Source organism: Vibrio sp. 11986-1-5 (genome assembly GCF_963878025.1).
Classification (GTDB): Bacteria; Pseudomonadota; Gammaproteobacteria; order Enterobacterales; family Vibrionaceae; genus Vibrio; species Vibrio injensis.
Genome location: NZ_CAWNVW010000022.1, coordinates 189481 through 205395 on the forward strand (window position 1 = coordinate 189481; position 15915 = coordinate 205395).

The 15915-nt window shown below is 44.4% G+C and carries 15 protein-coding genes; 10 read left to right on the plus strand and 5 right to left on the minus strand.

Annotation, left to right across the window (positions count from 1 at the left end; translation table 11 throughout):
- The first annotated feature begins 113 nt into the window (after positions 1 to 113).
- The 6 genes from AACS00_RS06755 (at position 114) to AACS00_RS06780 (ending at position 7915) form a co-directional block, all read left to right on the plus strand.
- The gene (locus AACS00_RS06755) at positions 114 to 1289 is read left to right on the plus strand and encodes a hypothetical protein (protein ID WP_110166894.1); all 1176 of its coding nucleotides are present in this window, start codon (positions 114 to 116) and stop codon (positions 1287 to 1289) included.
- On the plus strand, positions 1279 to 1932 hold the full coding sequence (locus AACS00_RS06760) for a hypothetical protein (protein WP_110166895.1): 654 nt from the start codon (positions 1279 to 1281) through the stop codon (positions 1930 to 1932). The genes AACS00_RS06755 and AACS00_RS06760 overlap by 11 nt, the downstream gene beginning before the upstream one ends.
- Before the next feature lie 166 nt (positions 1933 to 2098).
- A complete protein-coding gene (locus tag AACS00_RS06765) occupies positions 2099 to 4900 on the plus strand; it encodes a TolB (protein WP_110166896.1) in 2802 nt (933 codons plus the stop codon).
- Positions 4901 to 5020: 120 nt separating this feature from the next.
- On the plus strand, positions 5021 to 5308 hold the full coding sequence (locus tag AACS00_RS16740; RefSeq protein WP_375152942.1) for a deoxyribodipyrimidine photo-lyase: 288 nt from the start codon (positions 5021 to 5023) through the stop codon (positions 5306 to 5308).
- Between the two features lie 277 nt (positions 5309 to 5585).
- The gene (locus AACS00_RS06775) at positions 5586 to 6920 is read left to right on the plus strand and encodes a cytochrome ubiquinol oxidase subunit I (protein ID WP_110166897.1); all 1335 of its coding nucleotides are present in this window, start codon (positions 5586 to 5588) and stop codon (positions 6918 to 6920) included.
- 2 nt (positions 6921 to 6922) lie between these two features.
- A complete protein-coding gene (locus AACS00_RS06780) occupies positions 6923 to 7915 on the plus strand; it encodes a cytochrome d ubiquinol oxidase subunit II (protein ID WP_110166898.1) in 993 nt (330 codons plus the stop codon).
- A 59-nt stretch (positions 7916 to 7974) separates the two neighbouring features.
- Here AACS00_RS06780 and AACS00_RS06785 read toward each other — a convergent pair whose 3' ends face one another.
- Entirely contained in the window at positions 7975 to 9168 is a 1194-nt protein-coding gene (locus AACS00_RS06785) for a class I SAM-dependent methyltransferase (protein WP_110166899.1), read from the minus strand.
- A 261-nt stretch (positions 9169 to 9429) separates the two neighbouring features.
- On the opposite strand from AACS00_RS06785, the gene yccX reads away from it, so the two are divergent.
- On the plus strand, positions 9430 to 9708 hold the full coding sequence (gene yccX / locus AACS00_RS06790; protein ID WP_072669193.1) for an acylphosphatase: 279 nt from the start codon (positions 9430 to 9432) through the stop codon (positions 9706 to 9708).
- A 53-nt stretch (positions 9709 to 9761) separates the two neighbouring features.
- Here the strand turns inward: yccX and AACS00_RS06795 are convergent, their stop codons facing one another.
- From AACS00_RS06795 to AACS00_RS06805, 3 genes are all read right to left on the minus strand, one after another.
- Positions 9762 to 10091 carry a TusE/DsrC/DsvC family sulfur relay protein gene (locus tag AACS00_RS06795; RefSeq protein ID WP_110166900.1) on the minus strand — a complete coding sequence of 110 codons (330 nt, stop codon included), beginning with the start codon at positions 10089 to 10091 and terminating at the stop codon, positions 9762 to 9764.
- A gap of 126 nt (positions 10092 to 10217) precedes the next feature.
- Positions 10218 to 10877 carry a Bax inhibitor-1/YccA family protein gene (locus tag AACS00_RS06800; RefSeq protein WP_072669191.1) on the minus strand — a complete coding sequence of 220 codons (660 nt, stop codon included), beginning with the start codon at positions 10875 to 10877 and terminating at the stop codon, positions 10218 to 10220.
- Between the two features lie 241 nt (positions 10878 to 11118).
- The gene (locus AACS00_RS06805) at positions 11119 to 12141 is read right to left on the minus strand and encodes an amino acid ABC transporter substrate-binding protein (RefSeq protein ID WP_110166901.1); all 1023 of its coding nucleotides are present in this window, start codon (positions 12139 to 12141) and stop codon (positions 11119 to 11121) included.
- A 178-nt stretch (positions 12142 to 12319) separates the two neighbouring features.
- Here AACS00_RS06805 and AACS00_RS06810 point away from each other — a divergent pair, with 178 nt between their 5' ends.
- Positions 12320 to 13258 (plus strand): precorrin-2 dehydrogenase/sirohydrochlorin ferrochelatase family protein, encoded by a 939-nt coding sequence (locus AACS00_RS06810; RefSeq protein WP_110166902.1) that lies wholly within the window; start codon positions 12320 to 12322, stop codon positions 13256 to 13258.
- Between the two features lie 88 nt (positions 13259 to 13346).
- Here the strand turns inward: AACS00_RS06810 and yidA are convergent, their stop codons facing one another.
- Positions 13347 to 14153 carry a sugar-phosphatase gene (gene yidA / locus AACS00_RS06815; RefSeq protein WP_110166903.1) on the minus strand — a complete coding sequence of 269 codons (807 nt, stop codon included), beginning with the start codon at positions 14151 to 14153 and terminating at the stop codon, positions 13347 to 13349.
- Positions 14154 to 14480: 327 nt separating this feature from the next.
- Between yidA and queE the strand changes: the two genes are divergently transcribed.
- Both queE and queC read left to right on the plus strand, forming a co-directional pair.
- Positions 14481 to 15155 (plus strand): 7-carboxy-7-deazaguanine synthase QueE, encoded by a 675-nt coding sequence (queE, locus tag AACS00_RS06820; protein ID WP_181397491.1) that lies wholly within the window; start codon positions 14481 to 14483, stop codon positions 15153 to 15155.
- An 11-nt stretch (positions 15156 to 15166) separates the two neighbouring features.
- Complete coding sequence (queC, locus tag AACS00_RS06825; RefSeq protein ID WP_110166904.1) at positions 15167 to 15865, plus strand: 7-cyano-7-deazaguanine synthase QueC; 699 nt, start codon at positions 15167 to 15169, stop codon at positions 15863 to 15865.
- Positions 15866 to 15915 lie beyond the last annotated feature (50 nt).

Genomic DNA, 15915 nt, shown 5'->3' on the forward strand with positions numbered 1-15915 from the left:
TTATGTGGCGCTGTGTAAGGCTTGCATACATAAGCGTACAAAACATGAGTTGTGTCACAAAAAGTAAATAACTATAGTTCGGGCCAATACGTTAATAGTACGAGTATCGTCCCATGAATTCTATACAACCCTATGAGAACCGTACGCGTTTAGTCGGCCTCGACTTTTTACGCGGTTTGGTCATTTTTATGGCTATCTTTGAACATTATACGGGGTATTTAAACTATTGGTATGTGGATTTTTTTCCTAAAGAGAGCGATTTTTATGAGACATTATATCGTTCACATTTACCTATGTTGGGGCAACTTGTCCCGATGGACAGTTTTACCGGTCAAGTCTCAGCGTGGTTGATCCCTTGGGTGAGTCAAGTCTATTTGGCGTTAGCGGCGTTTAATCTCTCGGCGCGATCATCTGAACATATGCGGGCAACACTAGTGAAAAAACTGGCTCTATTTTTGAGCATTATTTTTGTGTTGTATATTGAAGGTTTTATTATTGCGCCTAACTTTGGTGAGGCAATTTCATTTTATCCAGTCATGCTATGGATGACGTTACTGGCTTTTTTCTCTATTGTTTACGCCTTTTTTGGTATCCGCGGCATGTTGGTGTTAACCGTATTGAGTACTGTCGTCAGTCAGCTTGGGGTAACGTCATTACTTGAGCATGCTGAGCTATGGATGCAAACCCATGTACACCCAGGCTATGAGTTGGATGCACGGTTAGACCTGTTTATGGCCAGTGGGTGTTTTGGTTTCCTCTACGGGTGGGTGTGGCATCATTACGCTGACAAACGTGATGCGCTGAATAAACTTGTTTTGGGCGTTGCGTTGGTGGCTTTAACACTCTATTTCTTAAATGGTCAAGCGGCGACGATTGATTTGCATGATGTGTATGCCGAAGAGCATGCTTTAGCAGAAGATACTATTGGTCGTCTCGGGATCTGGGGTACGGAATTTCTAGTGATTGGTTTAATCTTAACACTGCATCAAGCTGGGATCCGTTTAAGCTGGCGTCCTCTCAATTGGATAGGCATGTACTCATTAACCGTGTTTATTTTCCATAAGTCGATTTTTATTTTCTTATGGGGACCGCTACTTACTTGGGCTTCAGCGAAGATGGGAACGACCTTACCGAATAATTTCTTGCTGATATTTACTTTATGTTCATTATCAGTCGGTATCATTTATCTGTTTAAACGCTCAGGCATTATTTGTCATCTGATGGGTGATCATCAAGATCAGATGTGGAAGGATGTTTACCGTCAGAAAAGGCTACCCGATGCTCAATAAAACGATGATTCTAGGTTACCAAACTATCGTCGTGTTCACGCTGACCCTATGGGTCAGCGTTGTTCGTTGTGATGAATTTAGTCTTGGTGCAAGTTTTGGTATTGATAGTCCAGCGGTGAACTCATCAACCAAATGGCAATGGTCACCGAGTATCGCTTATGAAAAAGAGACGGAGTTTGGACTGCTCTTTGCTCAGGGAGGGGAAGCGGGGATCGCTTTGCCTGTGCCATATTCGGACAAGGCTTATTTTACTATCGGCCCTGTCTTATTGAGCGAAGAGCAGGGATCGTCACGAGTCGGTTCCAGTTTGCGCATCGGTTATCTATTTACGGAATCACTGTCGGCCTCATTAGCATGGCAAAAGGATTGGTCAAATGCTGTTGGAGCGCAGTGGCTGATTGATGGCTCCTATCAGCTTAATGATGAGTGGAGTATCAATGGTTGGTCTCGCTATGCAGATAAACATAATCAAGCATTACGTCATGTCTCTGGTACATGGCGTGATGTTGGCCTAAGTGTTGAATGGGAAACGCCGTTTTTATCCGATTGGGTGAGTACAGTAGAGGTTGGCGTTAATCATCAAATGGATAGGCATTTTACCGAGCCAGTGTTGAGTTGGAGTGTGCGTTACCTGTTTTGGTAATCATCATTAGCTGCCATTCAGTGTCGTCTCTCAGCAAGATCTTCTGTGTTGAAACGGTCATAGCTTGGTTAGGATTAAGACAAAACCATACATTTCAAGACGGAATGGTTTTGATGTTTCTTCTTATAATAGACGTTGTTAATCATTGATAGGATCGTTGTTCACTATGTCGAAAACATTTGCACTTTCTCCGATTATGGGCCTGATGGCTTGTCTTGGACTTCATTCTCCTCATGTGTTGGCGGAGCCTGTTGCTTGGGATCAAGCCGGGCAGGTATGGCAAACTCAGCAATCGGCGCACTTTATCGTGCATTTTCGCAGTGAACTTGCTAGTAGTGCAGCGCGCGCATTAGATATTGCGGAGCAGGTTCATCAAGAGCTTGCGACTCAGTTTTCACAAATGCCAGTGGAGAGAACTCATCTCACACTTGTCGATGATTATGATTACTCTAATGGCTGGGCAACGCCACTGCCTTATGCACAGATACGTCTGATCATAAATCCACCTAGCGATGTGAATGGTTTAGAAGGTAATGATGAGTGGCTGCATTTACTGATCCGCCATGAATACACTCATATTATCCATATGGAAATGAGTGATGGTGCTGTTACCATCGGACGAGGCATTGTCGGTCGTCATCCTCTTTTATTCCCACATGCTCTTACCCCCTCGATGCTACTGGAAGGTTTGGCGGTCTATATGGAAAGCCAAAACGATCATGGTGTGGGTCGATTACATAATAGTCACTTTGCAATGCAGATGCGCATGGAAGTGGCGAGCGGTCAGTTAGCCGATATTGAACAAGTGGTGGTGGCGAATAAGCGTTTGCCCCTTGGTAGTAACTATTTGTATGGTGCTTATTTTGTTCAGTACCTAGCCAAAACTTATGGTGAAGAGTCTGTTCAGGCCTTTTTAACGGATTATAGTGGCTATCTGGTTCCGGGGCTTTTCTTAAATCTCAGTGCCAGACACATTTTTGGAAAAGATTTTTTTGCACTTTGGGAAGAGTTTCGTACCGATTTGAACACGCAGTTTGCTGATCAACTGACTTCGAATACGTCGTTTACTTACCATGAGCTTGACGCTCAGCCATTTGAGTATTTGTTAGCCCATGACAATGACACATTACTCGCTTGGCGTCGAAATGGCGACGATCGCGCTAACCTTGCTCAATGGGATGCAAAACGTGGTCAATGGCAGAGCCTGATCAGTACCAAAAGCTTAACCAGTATCGACTCGCATCCGACGCAAGGGCTAGTGGTTTCGCAAATCAATTCGTATGTCGATGGGCGTGTTTTTAATGATCTGTATCGTTATGTTGATGGTCAATGGTTACGGTTAACTGAGCAACAACGTTTTGTACAAGCACGTTGGAGTCACGATGGGCAAAGCATTTTTGCGGTCCGTCACCAACAAGGTCTGGCTGAGCTATGGCAAATCGAATTAAACGGCAAGCAAACGCAATTGTGGCAGGGTGAACCCAATTGGGTATTAGGTGATATGGCTGTATCACCAAACGGTGATATTTATGCCGCCGTGAAAGCACCTTTTCAGTCGTGGAATATTATGCGTTTTGATCCGATAACGCAAAGCTGGATTGCGGTGACTGAAACCGCGGCTACCGAACATCAACTGAGCTTTACTGCACAAGGCGATTTACTGTTTAGTGCCGATTATACTGGGCGTTATCAGATTTATCGTCTTGATTTACAAAGCAATATCATTGAACAATTAACCGCAGAAATCGGTGGAGCATTTTCACCCCAATCGGGGCCTGAAGGGATTGTTTATCAAGCGTATGAGCATGATGGTTACCATCTACGCCGTGTGACGAGTACTCAAGGACTTGCTGAAATAGCGCTGTCGACGCTACCGGTAGCGAAAACTGTTAATGCGGCTCCGATAGCCACGGTCACTGCGACAGAGAAAAGTCAGCCAATCGCATATTCGCCATTATCAACGTTAGCACCACGTTACTGGATGCCGGTCTGGCAGTCAGATAATAATCAATCGTTATTTGGTGTTGCTACTAGTGGCTCCGATGTATTGGGCCGCCACCAATATGAGATCATGGCAGCGTGGGACAGTAAAAATGCACTGGCTGCTTATCAATTCGGTTATCAATACGATAACCGTTGGCAAGCGACATTAAGTCGTGAACATGAGTTTAAATTTAACGCATTAACGAGTAAAGATGATCGTATTGTTCGTCAGGATGATTTTACTCTGCAGCGTAACCATTTATGGCATGGGTTTGATGACCACTTAAACGTTGGCGTTGGAACCTATTGGCAGAAAGAAGCGTTGGTCAAATCTCCTCAAGGTTCTCACTATGCGGACGCAAGTAATGAATGGTTGGCCGGTGGTGCGATTCAATGGGATAACCGTGAAGGCTTATTGAATATTCTCGGTTACGCTTGGGGACATTACGCTGACTTAGTATGGGAAACCAACATTGACGGTGATTACTCAGGACAGAAGTGGCAAGCACAATGGCAAGCGAACTGGGATTTGCCCGGACGTTTACGCTTAACAACGCATTTGGCTGCTGGTTATGCCGATGCTAAAGCCAAACCTTTTGAACTTGGTGGTTACACGGGGGACGAAGGACAACTTTACGGTCGTAATGAGCTCAAATTACGCGGTTATGGTTCTGCGGCGCAAGTGGGCCAGCAATATGCCACACAAAGTATTGAGCTAAGCCGTTTGCTGTATCGCGCTGAGCGAAACTGGGGTTTGTGGCCAATTGGCTTGGGTGACATTTCTGCGACCGCGTTTGTTGATTCTGGTTCCAGTTGGAATTCTCAGCAAAGCTACAGCGCATTAACGGGCATCGGTGCTGAGTTACAAGTCGATGCGATCGTTTTGTATGGTAATGTGTTACCGATTCGTATCGGTTATGCTCATGGCTTAGACAGTAAGCTGGGTAAAGATGAAGTGTACATTAAGCTCGCGGCGGAGTTTTAAACTCGCACCACTATCGGTTGGAAAAAGGGCAGAAGAGTTTCTGCCCTTTTTTATTGCTGAATCGATCGATAATTCCTCGATTTGCGTATCAATATGAAATTTAATCATCGGTTACTTTTTATGTCCATACGTTCTCTTTATTGGTTTACCAATGATTTACGGATCTCAGATAACCCATTGCTGGCTCAAGCTGCGCAAAACAGTCACCAGTTGACTTGCTGTTATCTGCTCCCTTCGTTAACGCCTTTAGAGCAACGTTTCCAAGTTGTGGCTAGTAATGGCTTGGCCAAGCAGACCGCGTTATACGATCCTGAGCTGAGTTTCATTAGTCGTTGGCAGGGGGAAGCGGATCATCACAGTATTGATGTTGTTGATATGGTCGATTGGCCTATCTCTTCGACGCCATAATCGTACGCTTATTGTGCAAGTGATGCTTCATTCACTTTTTGTCATCATTCTCATCGATTCGATACACCTTTTGCCTCGGTTATGCCGCAAAATTTTGATATACATCAAACTTCTTTGTGTTTTATATCGAACCGATCTAAATCAGCCCTATCAGGCACTAACAGCACGAATAAAACTTGCCACGAGTAAACCAAATCGGAGCAGAACTCGTAATTAACAAGTAAGTTAATAATCGTTGTGTCGTTGCCTACGGTTTTTTTAGATTGAGGAATACGTGATGTTAGATACCCTCATGTTGTCGCGGATACAGTTTGCGGCCAATATTAGTTTTCATATTTTATTTCCGACCATCACCATAGCACTAGCATGGATTATGGTGTTTTTTAAGTGGCGCTTTGTTCGTACTCAAGCTCAATTATGGCTTGATTTGTACTATTTTTGGGTCAAGGTATTTGCGCTTACCTTCGCTCTTGGGGTTGTCTCTGGTATTACCATGAGTTTCCAATTTGGCACCAACTGGCCGGGTTTTATGGAAAAAGTCGGTAATGTTGCCGGACCATTACTGGGTTATGAAGTGATGACCGCTTTCTTCATGGAAGCGACCTTCCTTGGTGTGATGTTGTTTGGACGGGGTCGTGTTCCGGAATGGGTACACACCTTAGCTACCGTGCTGGTTGCGATTGGTACTTCACTTTCTGCTTTTTGGATTTTGGTTCTCAATAGTTGGATGCATACGCCGACGGGTTATGAGTTAATCGACGGTGTTGTACATGTAACCAGTTGGAAAGAAGTGATTTTGAATCCTTCAATGCCTTATCGTCTCGCCCACATGCTGCTTGCTTCGTTGCTTACTGCTAGCTTCGTTATCGCTGGGATCTCGGCTTATCAGTATCTACGTAATTCACAGCTTAATGCTGCGAAAGTGGGCATGAAAGTGGCGATTATCCTGGCTGCTATCGGTATTCCGGTGCAGATTTTGGTCGGGGATTTACATGGCTTAAATACGCTTGAACATCAGCCTGCGAAAATCGCTGCGATGGAAGGAGTGTGGGAAACTGAGCAAGGCGCGCCGTTGTTGCTTTTTGCTTGGCCTGATGAAGTTACGCGCAGTAATCATTTTGAAGTCGGGATCCCTAAACTAGCGAGCTTGATTTTAACTCATGATCTCAATGGTGAGATTCAGGGTTTAAATGAGTTTGCGCCGGATCATCCACCGGTCAAGCCTTTATTCTTTGGTTTTCGGATCATGGTGGGAGTCGGGATGTTGATGCTATTGGTGAGTTGGTACGGTGCTTGGCGATTGCTACGCCAACAATCATTACCGAAACCTTACTTATACACTTTAGTCGCGATGACGTTTTCCGGCTGGGTAGCAACTTTAGCGGGTTGGTATGTGACAGAAATTGGTCGTCAGCCTTGGTTAGTGCAAGGGGTACTACGAACCTCAGACGCGGTAACGACGGTGGCGAGTAGCTCCGTAGCCACGTCATTAGTGATGTATTTGGTTGTCTATGCGGTCTTATTGGTGGCTTATATCCATACCCTGTTTTATTTAGCCAGACAGTTTTCATCATCCACAGAAACAGTAACGACCAGTGAGCAAAAGGTATAAATATGATTGCGCATCTACCAGAAATTTACCTATTACTCTTAGGTTTTAGTGTCTTCATGTATGCTGTCCTTGATGGTTATGATCTCGGGGTTGGTATTTTATTACCGCGTAACAATGAGCAGCAACGCGACCGAATGATCGCTTCGATTGGCCCTTTTTGGGACGCTAATGAAACGTGGCTAGTATTAGGTATTGGTATCTTATTAATCGCGTTTCCTGCTGCTCATAGCTATATCCTTACCGAACTCTATATGCCAGTTGCCATTATGCTGATCGCCTTGATTATGCGAGGTGTGGCGTTCGATTTTCGTGCCAAAGCGAAAGCTGATCACAAAGATCACTGGGATTTGTGCTTTAAAACGGGTTCACTGCTCGCGGCACTGACTCAAGGCTACATGATTGGTCGCTATGTGATGAGTTTTGAAGACTCCACTCAAGCTTATGCCTTTGCACTGCTCAGCGCGTTGTGTGTCACTGCGGCTTACGTGTACATTGGTGGCGCATGGTTAGTTTTAAAAACTGAAGGTGAATTACAAAAACGCGCTGCACGTTGGTCTCGCCGAGCGGGTTGGTTAGCGGCATTAGGTATTCTAGCGGTCAGTGTCGTTAATCCGTTATTTAATCCGATGGTCGCTGAGCGTTGGTTCAGTTTTCCTGAGATGTTACTGTTGGCTCCGGTGCCATTAGTCGTGTTAGCAACCATTTTTATGGTTGATCGTTATTTAAGACGGGTGCCCGTAGAGAATGATATGGGCGTTCAATGGCCATTCTTTGGGGTAATGTTGATCTTTGCTTTAAGCTTTCTTGGTTTAGCTTACAGCTTTTTTCCGGATGTGGTACCCGGTGTGATGACAGCGCAAGAATCAGCCGCGTCTACTGCCAGCTTGTTAGTGGTGGGGATTGGGGTAGTGATTGTTATGCCGATGATCTTGCTTTATACCTTTGTTGTCTATCGGATTTTTAAAGGTAAGGCGACAGACTTAAGCTACAAGTAATAGCGTGTAGTGGTATTGGAAAAATAATGGCCTCGAAAGAGGCCGTTATTTTATGGTGTCTAGATAACCTTGCAGGCAAAGCCTTTCAGATAAAAACCTTCCGGGTATGCCGTGTCAACGGGATGATCGGCGGCTTGTTCGAAGCGTTCGATAAACTTGACATCGCGACCGGCATCCAGCGCTGCATCGGCAATAATTTTTTGAAACAGGACTTGATCCATCAAACCAGAGCAAGAATAGGTGAGTAGGGTGCCACCGGGTTTTAAAATTTGCATCGCCAACATATTAATGTCTTTGTAGCCACGACAAGCGCCGTTCAACTGAGCTTTAGACTCGGCAAACTTCGGTGGGTCCATGATCACCACATCGAATTGTGTGCCTTGCTCTCGGTATTCGCGCAGCAGTTTGAATACATCGGCATTCAAAAACACTGCGCGTTTTTTGCTAGTATCAAATTCATTGAGCTCGGCATTCATTTTTGCATTATCGAGCGCAGGTTGTGACACATCAGCATTAATTACCCGCTTAGCGCCACCTTTTAACGCGTATAACCCAAAGCCACCGGTGTAAGAGAAGCAATTGAGTACTTCTTTATCTTTAACGTATTTCATCGATTGCTGACGGCTGTCACGTTGATCAAGATAAAAGCCAGTTTTATGGCCACCAACAATATCAACACGGATTTTAATGCCATTTTCTTCAATCACCACCACTTCTGGTGGAACTTCTCCGTGTAATACACCAACGCGCTCTTCTAAGCCTTCTTTCTTACGCACGGCAACGTCTGAACGCTCATAAATATGACAATTGGCAAAACAGTGTTTAAGTGCCGTGATCAAGTGCGGTTTTTGGTATTCGGCATCGGCACTGAGTAGCTGACAGACTAAATAGTTATCATATTTATCAATCGTGATACCGGGCAAGCCATCCGATTCCGCAGCAATTAGGCGATATCCAGTGACGCCGTCACGCTTAATCAGTTCGTCGCGCAGTTTTTGAGCTTGCTGAATACGTTTGATAAAAAAATCACTATCAATGTTTTCATTGTTAAAGCTCCATACACGAGCACGAATTTGAGAGTGGGGAGAGTAAGCCGCTTTCGCTAACCATTGTCCATCATGCGTGTAAATATCGACTGTTTCACCGAGTTGTGGATCGCCTTCAACTTTGCTAATGCCACGAGAAAAAACCCAAGGATGTTTACGACGTAAAGATTTATCACGACCTTTGACCAGATAGATTGCAGGAGTCATTGCGCTACTCAAAAAGATTAATAAAAATGGGCAGGCATTGTCATGCAACTTGGGGTGAAAAGCAAATCAGAGTATTACTTTGCTTTATCAATGCTACGGCATTAACTATACGTTCACCTTCAGTACTTATATCGCTATTGATATTCATGAGATAACTATCCTTCATTTTTCTCTATAAGGTTACCAAATGGTTATCTACCTACAACGGCAAGTCGCTGAGAGATATACTCTACTGGAAATGACTTTGAAATGGAGGAGAGTATGAACAACCTAATAAGCGAGACGTTTATCGTGTCGGGAAGAGTACAAGGGGTTGGCTTTCGTTACCATACCGCCTTACAAGCATCGAAGCTAAGTGTGCTTGGTTATGCGAAAAACCTTCCTAGCGGTGAGGTTGAGGTGCTGGCGGTTGGTCAAGCTGATCAGGTTGAACAGCTTTTTATGTGGCTACAACAAGGGCCAAAAACCGCACGGGTGGAACACGTGAGGCGCAGTCAAGTCATCATCGATTCAGTGCCATCGGATTTTCAGATTTTATAGCCTATGAGGGAGGCTGAGCCACTGCCAGCCTTCCGTAGCCTTGTTAAAGTGAATTATAAGCACTTCGCGGGTTTGGGTAAGCCAGCGAGCTTTGTTGCTTGTTTAGCGGGACCTTTAGGAAACAGCTTAAACAGATATTTACTATTGCCTTTTTCCGGTCCGTGGGCTTTTTCCATTGCCTTAACCAGCATACGAATCGCGGGGGAGGTTTGGTATTCTAGATAGAATTGGCGAACAAAATGGATTACTTCTAAGTGCGCATCACTCAACAGGATTCCCTCTTCTTTAGCTAGAATCTCTATCATTCCTTCTTCCCAAAGGGTGTGATCAAGTAAATACCCTTGTGCATCGGTTGCAATGTTTTTACCGTTGTAGTCGAACATCAGTTTCTCGCCAAAATTGAAAAGTGCGCATAGGGTAATGGAGGCTTGGTTTTTGCTCAAGAGAAAACAAAGGCCCGAAAGCAAGCTTTCGGGCCTTTAGGTAATGTGATTTCAGTTGTGTCGCGATTAATCGCGCATGATGCCAAGAATCGTCAACAAGCTGATGAATAGGTTGTAGATTGAAACGTAAAGGCTGACGGTCGCAGAGATGTAGTTAGTTTCACCACCACGAACAATTTGCTGAGTTGTTAACAAGATAACACCGGTTGAAAACAACACGAACATTCCGCTCATTGCTAGGTGCAGCATTGGCATTTGTAGGAAGATGTTTGCCACAATACCGATAAGTAGTACCACGAAACCAGCCATCAGTACGCCACCAAGGAAAGAGAGGTCACGTTTGGTGGTTAGCGCATACGCTGATGCACCCATAAAGGCTAAGGCAGTGCCGCCTAAGGCGGTTAGGATCACATCACCCATACCTGCACCGATGTACATGTTGAGGATTGGACCAATCGTATAACCTAAGAAGCCAGTAAATAAGAACGTAAACACAAGGCCAAGGCTGTTGTTACGGTTTTTCTCAGTTAAAAATAACAGACCATAAAAACCGACCAGCATAAGAATCAAACCCGGGCGTGGTAGGTTCATTGCCATTGATACCCCAGCGACAACAGCTGACCATAATAAGGTCATTGAGAGTAGCGCGTAGGTGTTTCTTAACACTTTGTTGGTTTGTAGAGCACTGTCATAAGACGAGGTGCGTGAATATATTGGACTGTTCATACTCTTCCTCATAGAAGGTGTAGTTAACTATGTAGACAGTAATGGGGTGAAAAGTTCACTATTTCAATCCCATAACTGTATTTTTGTTTACGAGAATAATAATCAAAAAGCGCGAATTAAGTGTGAACAAGTTGTAACACGATATTACTTTGGTTTGCTGTTCATACTAGAACGAGACGCTCGCGCTTGTGAATAGGTAACGCTTATTCTACGTTAAAATAGACGTAATAATAAGAAACTTTTAGCGTATAGGTGGTGCATACATAATTCCTCCGGCGTTCCACAATGCATTGAGTCCGCGTGGCATCGCTAAAGGAGAACCGTCTCCGACATTACGTTGGAAACTCTCATTATAGTTGCCTACTTGTTTAATGATTTGATAAGCCCAGTCGTTACTGAGGCCCAGCGGACGACCTATTTCGCCTTCCACACCGAGCAAGCGCCTGATTTCAGGATTGGCCGACTTGAGCTGTTGGTCGACATTAGCTGAAGTAATGCCGAGCTCTTCAGCATTAATCATCGCAGCGAGTGTCCAGCGAGTGATATTTAACCAGCGGTCATCGCCTTCGCGAATCACGGGGCCAAGCGGCTCTTTGGAAATGATTTCTGGCAGAATAATGGCTGAGTCTGGTTTCGCTAAGTTCAGTCGCAAGGCATACAGCCCAGATTGATCCCCGGTGATGGCAACGCAACGTCCTGCATTGAAGGCGCGTGCAATTTGTATTGCAGTATCAAACACAACGGGTTGGTAACTCATGCCGTGATGACGAAAATAATCATCCAAATTCAATTTGGTGGTGGTTTCTGATTGGACGCAAATAGGGCGATTATTAAGCTGGCTGAGTTGGGTTATGGCGGATTTTTTAGTAACCATAAATCCTTGCCCATCATAAAAATTAACGCCAACAAAGTTGAGCCCCATTGTAGTATCTCGCTCGAATGTCCACGTGGTATTGCGAGAAAGCACATCGACTTGTCCAGATTGTAGGGCTCTAAAGCGTTCGCGAGCGGTTAAAGGGACGTACTCCACTTTATTCTTATCGCCTAATACTGCCGCCGCGACAGCGCGACAGTAGTCCACATCCAAACCTTGCCATTGGCCCTTAGCATCGGCATCGGAAAAGCCAGCTAAACCAGTGCTGATGCCACAGGTGAGTTTTCCTTGGGTTAATACGCGGTCTAAGGTTGTTGGCGATGCAAGAACGAAATGAGCGGTTAACGATAATGAAACCGCACAAACAAGAGTAGTCAATCGATTCGCCATAAGAAATTCCCTCTTTGAGCAGAAGCGCTCGGTCAATTTGTCAGTTATTATAAGCGTAGATAAGATAAGTCACTTCCACCAAGTCAAATTAATGTTAGATTGCTTCAACAACCCATCTATTGTTAGTGTTGATTTTTTGTTAGCATGAATCGATTGAATTAAAAGGTAAAAGACTAACATGCGCTATTTTCCAGTGTTTCTTGATTTGTCCAATAAAGCCGTTTTAGTGGTGGGGGGCGGCGAGGTGGCGTGTCGCAAGATTGAAGCTCTGATGCGTGCAGGTGCTCATATTACGGTAGTGTCGCCTCATATTACCCCTCAGTTGCAGGCTTGGGTTGAGCAGGACCGTTGTCACTGGATTCAAAATTTCTACTCATCAAAGTTTATCAGTGCTGATTATGTGCAAGTCTGGGCGACCACTGATAATCCCGATCTCAATCATCAAGTATTTCGTGATGCCAAGTCTGTCGGCGTCTTAGTCAATGTGGTCGATGATCAGCCTTATTGTGATTTCATTACTCCATCGATGGTTGAGCGCGGCCGAATTCAACTGGCGATCTCCAGTGGCGGGGCTTCTCCAGTCTTAATCCGCAATATTCGTGAAACCCTCGAAAGTGTTTTACCGCAAAACCTCGCATTATTAGCAGATTTTGGCGCTTCGAAACGTAATTCCATCAAAGAGCATCTCTCTACCGTTGATCAACGCCGTAAGTTTTGGGAGCTATTTTTTGCGCAAACTGCGGTTAAAAATGCCACCAGCCGTGAAGCGTTAGAAAAACAGTATTGCCAAATGTTAAATCAGCCTATTGATGAGCGGGGTGAGGTGACATGGATTGAGTGTGGTACGGACGTTGAGTTGCTTTCACTAAAAGCGTTACGTTATATGCAACAAGCGGAGTTGGTGTTGTTTTGTGACTCTTGTGACCATGAGTTTGTTAACTTGTGCCGTCGTGATGCTGAGCGCGAACCGTTTAGCCATCCTGGTCAATTAAGCGAACGTTTAGCCAGTGCAAAACAGGCTCAGCAGCGTGTAGTGATATTAATCCCTTCGGCACGTCAAGAATATGTGCTTTTGCAAGGGCAAGAAAAAGTGCTTAAACAAGGTAGCGAAGGGTAGTATTCCCTTGATACCTAAAACACCACTCTAGTTTGAGAGTATAAAAACCCCCGAATCATTTAATAAGGGGGTTTTTAAATGGTGTTTCTTAACGTAAAGCAAACTGCTCAATCGCAACAGCAACACCGTCTTGATCATTGCTCAAGGTAATATGGTCCGCGATGCGTTTTGTTTCTTCCATAGCATTGTCCATGGCAATACCGAGTCCTGCATATTGCAACATATGGTGATCGTTTTCAGCATCCCCCATACACATCACTTCAGAGGCCTGAATGCCTAAGTGTTCAGCAATCGCTTTTACGCCAATCCCTTTATTGCTTTTAGGATTAAGAAATTCAACAAAGAATGCCGCACTTTGTACAATCGTGAAATCTCGATAGAACTCAGCCGGAATTTTCGCGATGGTTGCGGTTAACACTGCTGGCTCTGCGACAATCATTGCTTTGATGATCGGATGATCATCTTCCAACTGGTCAAAGTCCATCTCAGTGATGGAAATGCCATTTATAGTCGCTTCAACTTCAGTATATTGGCTGATTTTCGGGGTGATCAAACCATGAATTTGACTAAATGCATGGGTGTTAACGCCCAGCTCTTTGGCTAATTGTGCGACCCGTTTAGCCGAGCGGCCATCAATAATTTGTTGATAGATAACTTCCCCCGTACCGACGTTTTGCACCATCGAACCGTTGTAATGCAATACATAGTCTTGATCTGAGGTGAGGTTTAAAAACTCGAGTTTATCTTGCATCCCCGCGAGTGGGCGACCAGAAGCGAGGACCACTTTTATCCCTTGCTCGCGGGCTTTGGCTATCGCTTGTTGAGTGCGTAGAGAAATCTGCTTTTGGCTATTGAGTAAGGTGCCATCCATATCGAGCGCGATCAATTTATACATGTGTTACCTAATAAAATGACTAAAAAGAGAGTTACCGCTGGATTTATCGTTTTTAGCACATTTGCCATCGTGTAACGGATAAATCGCTTGGCTTGAAAGTATGACAAGATACGTGTTTTTTATGAAAATCTAAAGTCAGTTTATAGAAAGGGTGTGATTGAGCTAGGTGAACGAACGTTATGCGGTTAACACTAACGTCGCTTCAAGTAGGAAGAGATCAGTGCCTAAAAAGAGAAATTATTGATGATCGGCGGGTTTAAATTGACCTCAAGTTGAGCATCTATTAAGGTCTGCGACCTAACGTTTTATCAGCGCAAATATAGGCCAATGACTTTGTACAAAGTGAATGAAATATTTGAAACCATCCAAGGGGAAGGCGTCTTCACTGGTGTCCCAGCGGTATTCGTACGTCTTCAACAATGTCCAGTAGGTTGTGCTTGGTGTGATACTAAGCAAACTTGGGATGCAGAGCCACAAGATCAGCGTAGTTTCGATCAAATCATTGCCAAACAAGGCGATAGTCCAACATGGTGTCAAGGCTCTGCGGAGCAGATCATCGCTCAATATCAGCAGCAAGGCTATACAGCCAAACATATTGTGATCACAGGTGGTGAACCTTGCCTTTATGATCTTGTTCCGTTGACGGAGGCATTTGAAGCGATAGGTTGTCAATGTCAAATTGAAACCAGTGGTACGTTTGAGGTTAAAGCCAGTGTGAAGACTTGGGTGACAGTGTCACCTAAGATCGCAATGAAAGGTAAGTTGCCAATTGTGCCGTCGGCGCTGCAAAGAGCCAATGAGATCAAGCACCCAGTGGGGACAGAAAAAGACATCGCCCAATTAGAAGCGCTATTAGAGCAAGTCACGGTCAGTGCTGATACCATTATTGCTTTACAGCCGATCAGTCAAAAACCACGGGCAACCCAGTTATGCATAGAGACTTGTATTGCTCGTAACTGGCGTTTATCGATCCAAACCCATAAATACTTAAATATTGCTTAAAGGAATCCAACATGAATAGAGCGGTCGTGGTATTCAGTGGTGGGCAAGATTCCACCACTTGTTTGGTGCAAGCTTTGCAAGAGTTTGAGGAAGTTCATGCGATAACGTTTGATTATGGACAGCGACACAAACTTGAAATTGAAGTCGCTCAACAATTAGCACTCAAATTGGGCGTAAAAGCACATAAAGTGATGGATGTTGGCTTGTTGAATGAACTGGCGATCAGTTCACTGACTCGCGATGATATTCCGGTCTCTCATGAATTGCAGGCCAACGGTTTGCCCAATTCCTTTGTTCCGGGACGTAATATTTTGTTTCTGACTTTAGCGGGTATTTACGCTTACCAAATTGGCGCAGAGACGATCATCACTGGAGTGTGTGAGACCGATTTTTCAGGGTATCCGGATTGTCGAAATGATTTTGTCAAAGCGATGAACCATGCTTTGGTGCAAGGTATGGATCGTCAATTAACCATTCGTACCCCTTTAATGTGGCTAAATAAAGCAGAAACATGGGCGTTAGCGGATCAGTATCAAGCTTTGGATTTAGTGCGTAACGAAACGCTGACCTGTTACAACGGCATTATCGGTGACGGCTGTGGCGTTTGTCCTGCTTGTGATCTACGTAAAGCGGGCCTAGATGAATATTTACTTCATCATCAAAAGGTTACTCAATCTTTGCTCCATAAGCAAACTATCGATAAAGCATGAGTAAAATAGAGTTTTAAGCGTAAAAAAGTGTAAATACTGTGCATAATAAC

What these genes read in the sequence shown, in the direction of transcription:
- AACS00_RS06755 (WP_110166894.1), top strand. Translation starts at nt 114, where the DNA reads ATGAATTCTATACAACCCTATGAGAACCGTACGCGTTTAGTCGGCCTC.
- AACS00_RS06760 (WP_110166895.1), top strand. Translation starts at nt 1,279, where the DNA reads ATGCTCAATAAAACGATGATTCTAGGTTACCAAACTATCGTCGTGTTC.
- AACS00_RS06765 (WP_110166896.1), top strand. Translation starts at nt 2,099, where the DNA reads ATGTCGAAAACATTTGCACTTTCTCCGATTATGGGCCTGATGGCTTGT.
- AACS00_RS16740 (WP_375152942.1), top strand. Translation starts at nt 5,021, where the DNA reads ATGTCCATACGTTCTCTTTATTGGTTTACCAATGATTTACGGATCTCA.
- AACS00_RS06775 (WP_110166897.1), top strand. Translation starts at nt 5,586, where the DNA reads ATGTTAGATACCCTCATGTTGTCGCGGATACAGTTTGCGGCCAATATT.
- AACS00_RS06780 (WP_110166898.1), top strand. Translation starts at nt 6,923, where the DNA reads ATGATTGCGCATCTACCAGAAATTTACCTATTACTCTTAGGTTTTAGT.
- AACS00_RS06785 (WP_110166899.1), bottom strand. Translation starts at nt 9,168, where the DNA reads ATGACTCCTGCAATCTATCTGGTCAAAGGTCGTGATAAATCTTTACGT.
- yccX (WP_072669193.1), top strand. Translation starts at nt 9,430, where the DNA reads ATGAACAACCTAATAAGCGAGACGTTTATCGTGTCGGGAAGAGTACAA.
- AACS00_RS06795 (WP_110166900.1), bottom strand. Translation starts at nt 10,091, where the DNA reads ATGTTCGACTACAACGGTAAAAACATTGCAACCGATGCACAAGGGTAT.
- AACS00_RS06800 (WP_072669191.1), bottom strand. Translation starts at nt 10,877, where the DNA reads ATGAACAGTCCAATATATTCACGCACCTCGTCTTATGACAGTGCTCTA.
- AACS00_RS06805 (WP_110166901.1), bottom strand. Translation starts at nt 12,141, where the DNA reads ATGGCGAATCGATTGACTACTCTTGTTTGTGCGGTTTCATTATCGTTA.
- AACS00_RS06810 (WP_110166902.1), top strand. Translation starts at nt 12,320, where the DNA reads ATGCGCTATTTTCCAGTGTTTCTTGATTTGTCCAATAAAGCCGTTTTA.
- yidA (WP_110166903.1), bottom strand. Translation starts at nt 14,153, where the DNA reads ATGTATAAATTGATCGCGCTCGATATGGATGGCACCTTACTCAATAGC.
- queE (WP_181397491.1), top strand. Translation starts at nt 14,481, where the DNA reads ATGACTTTGTACAAAGTGAATGAAATATTTGAAACCATCCAAGGGGAA.
- queC (WP_110166904.1), top strand. Translation starts at nt 15,167, where the DNA reads ATGAATAGAGCGGTCGTGGTATTCAGTGGTGGGCAAGATTCCACCACT.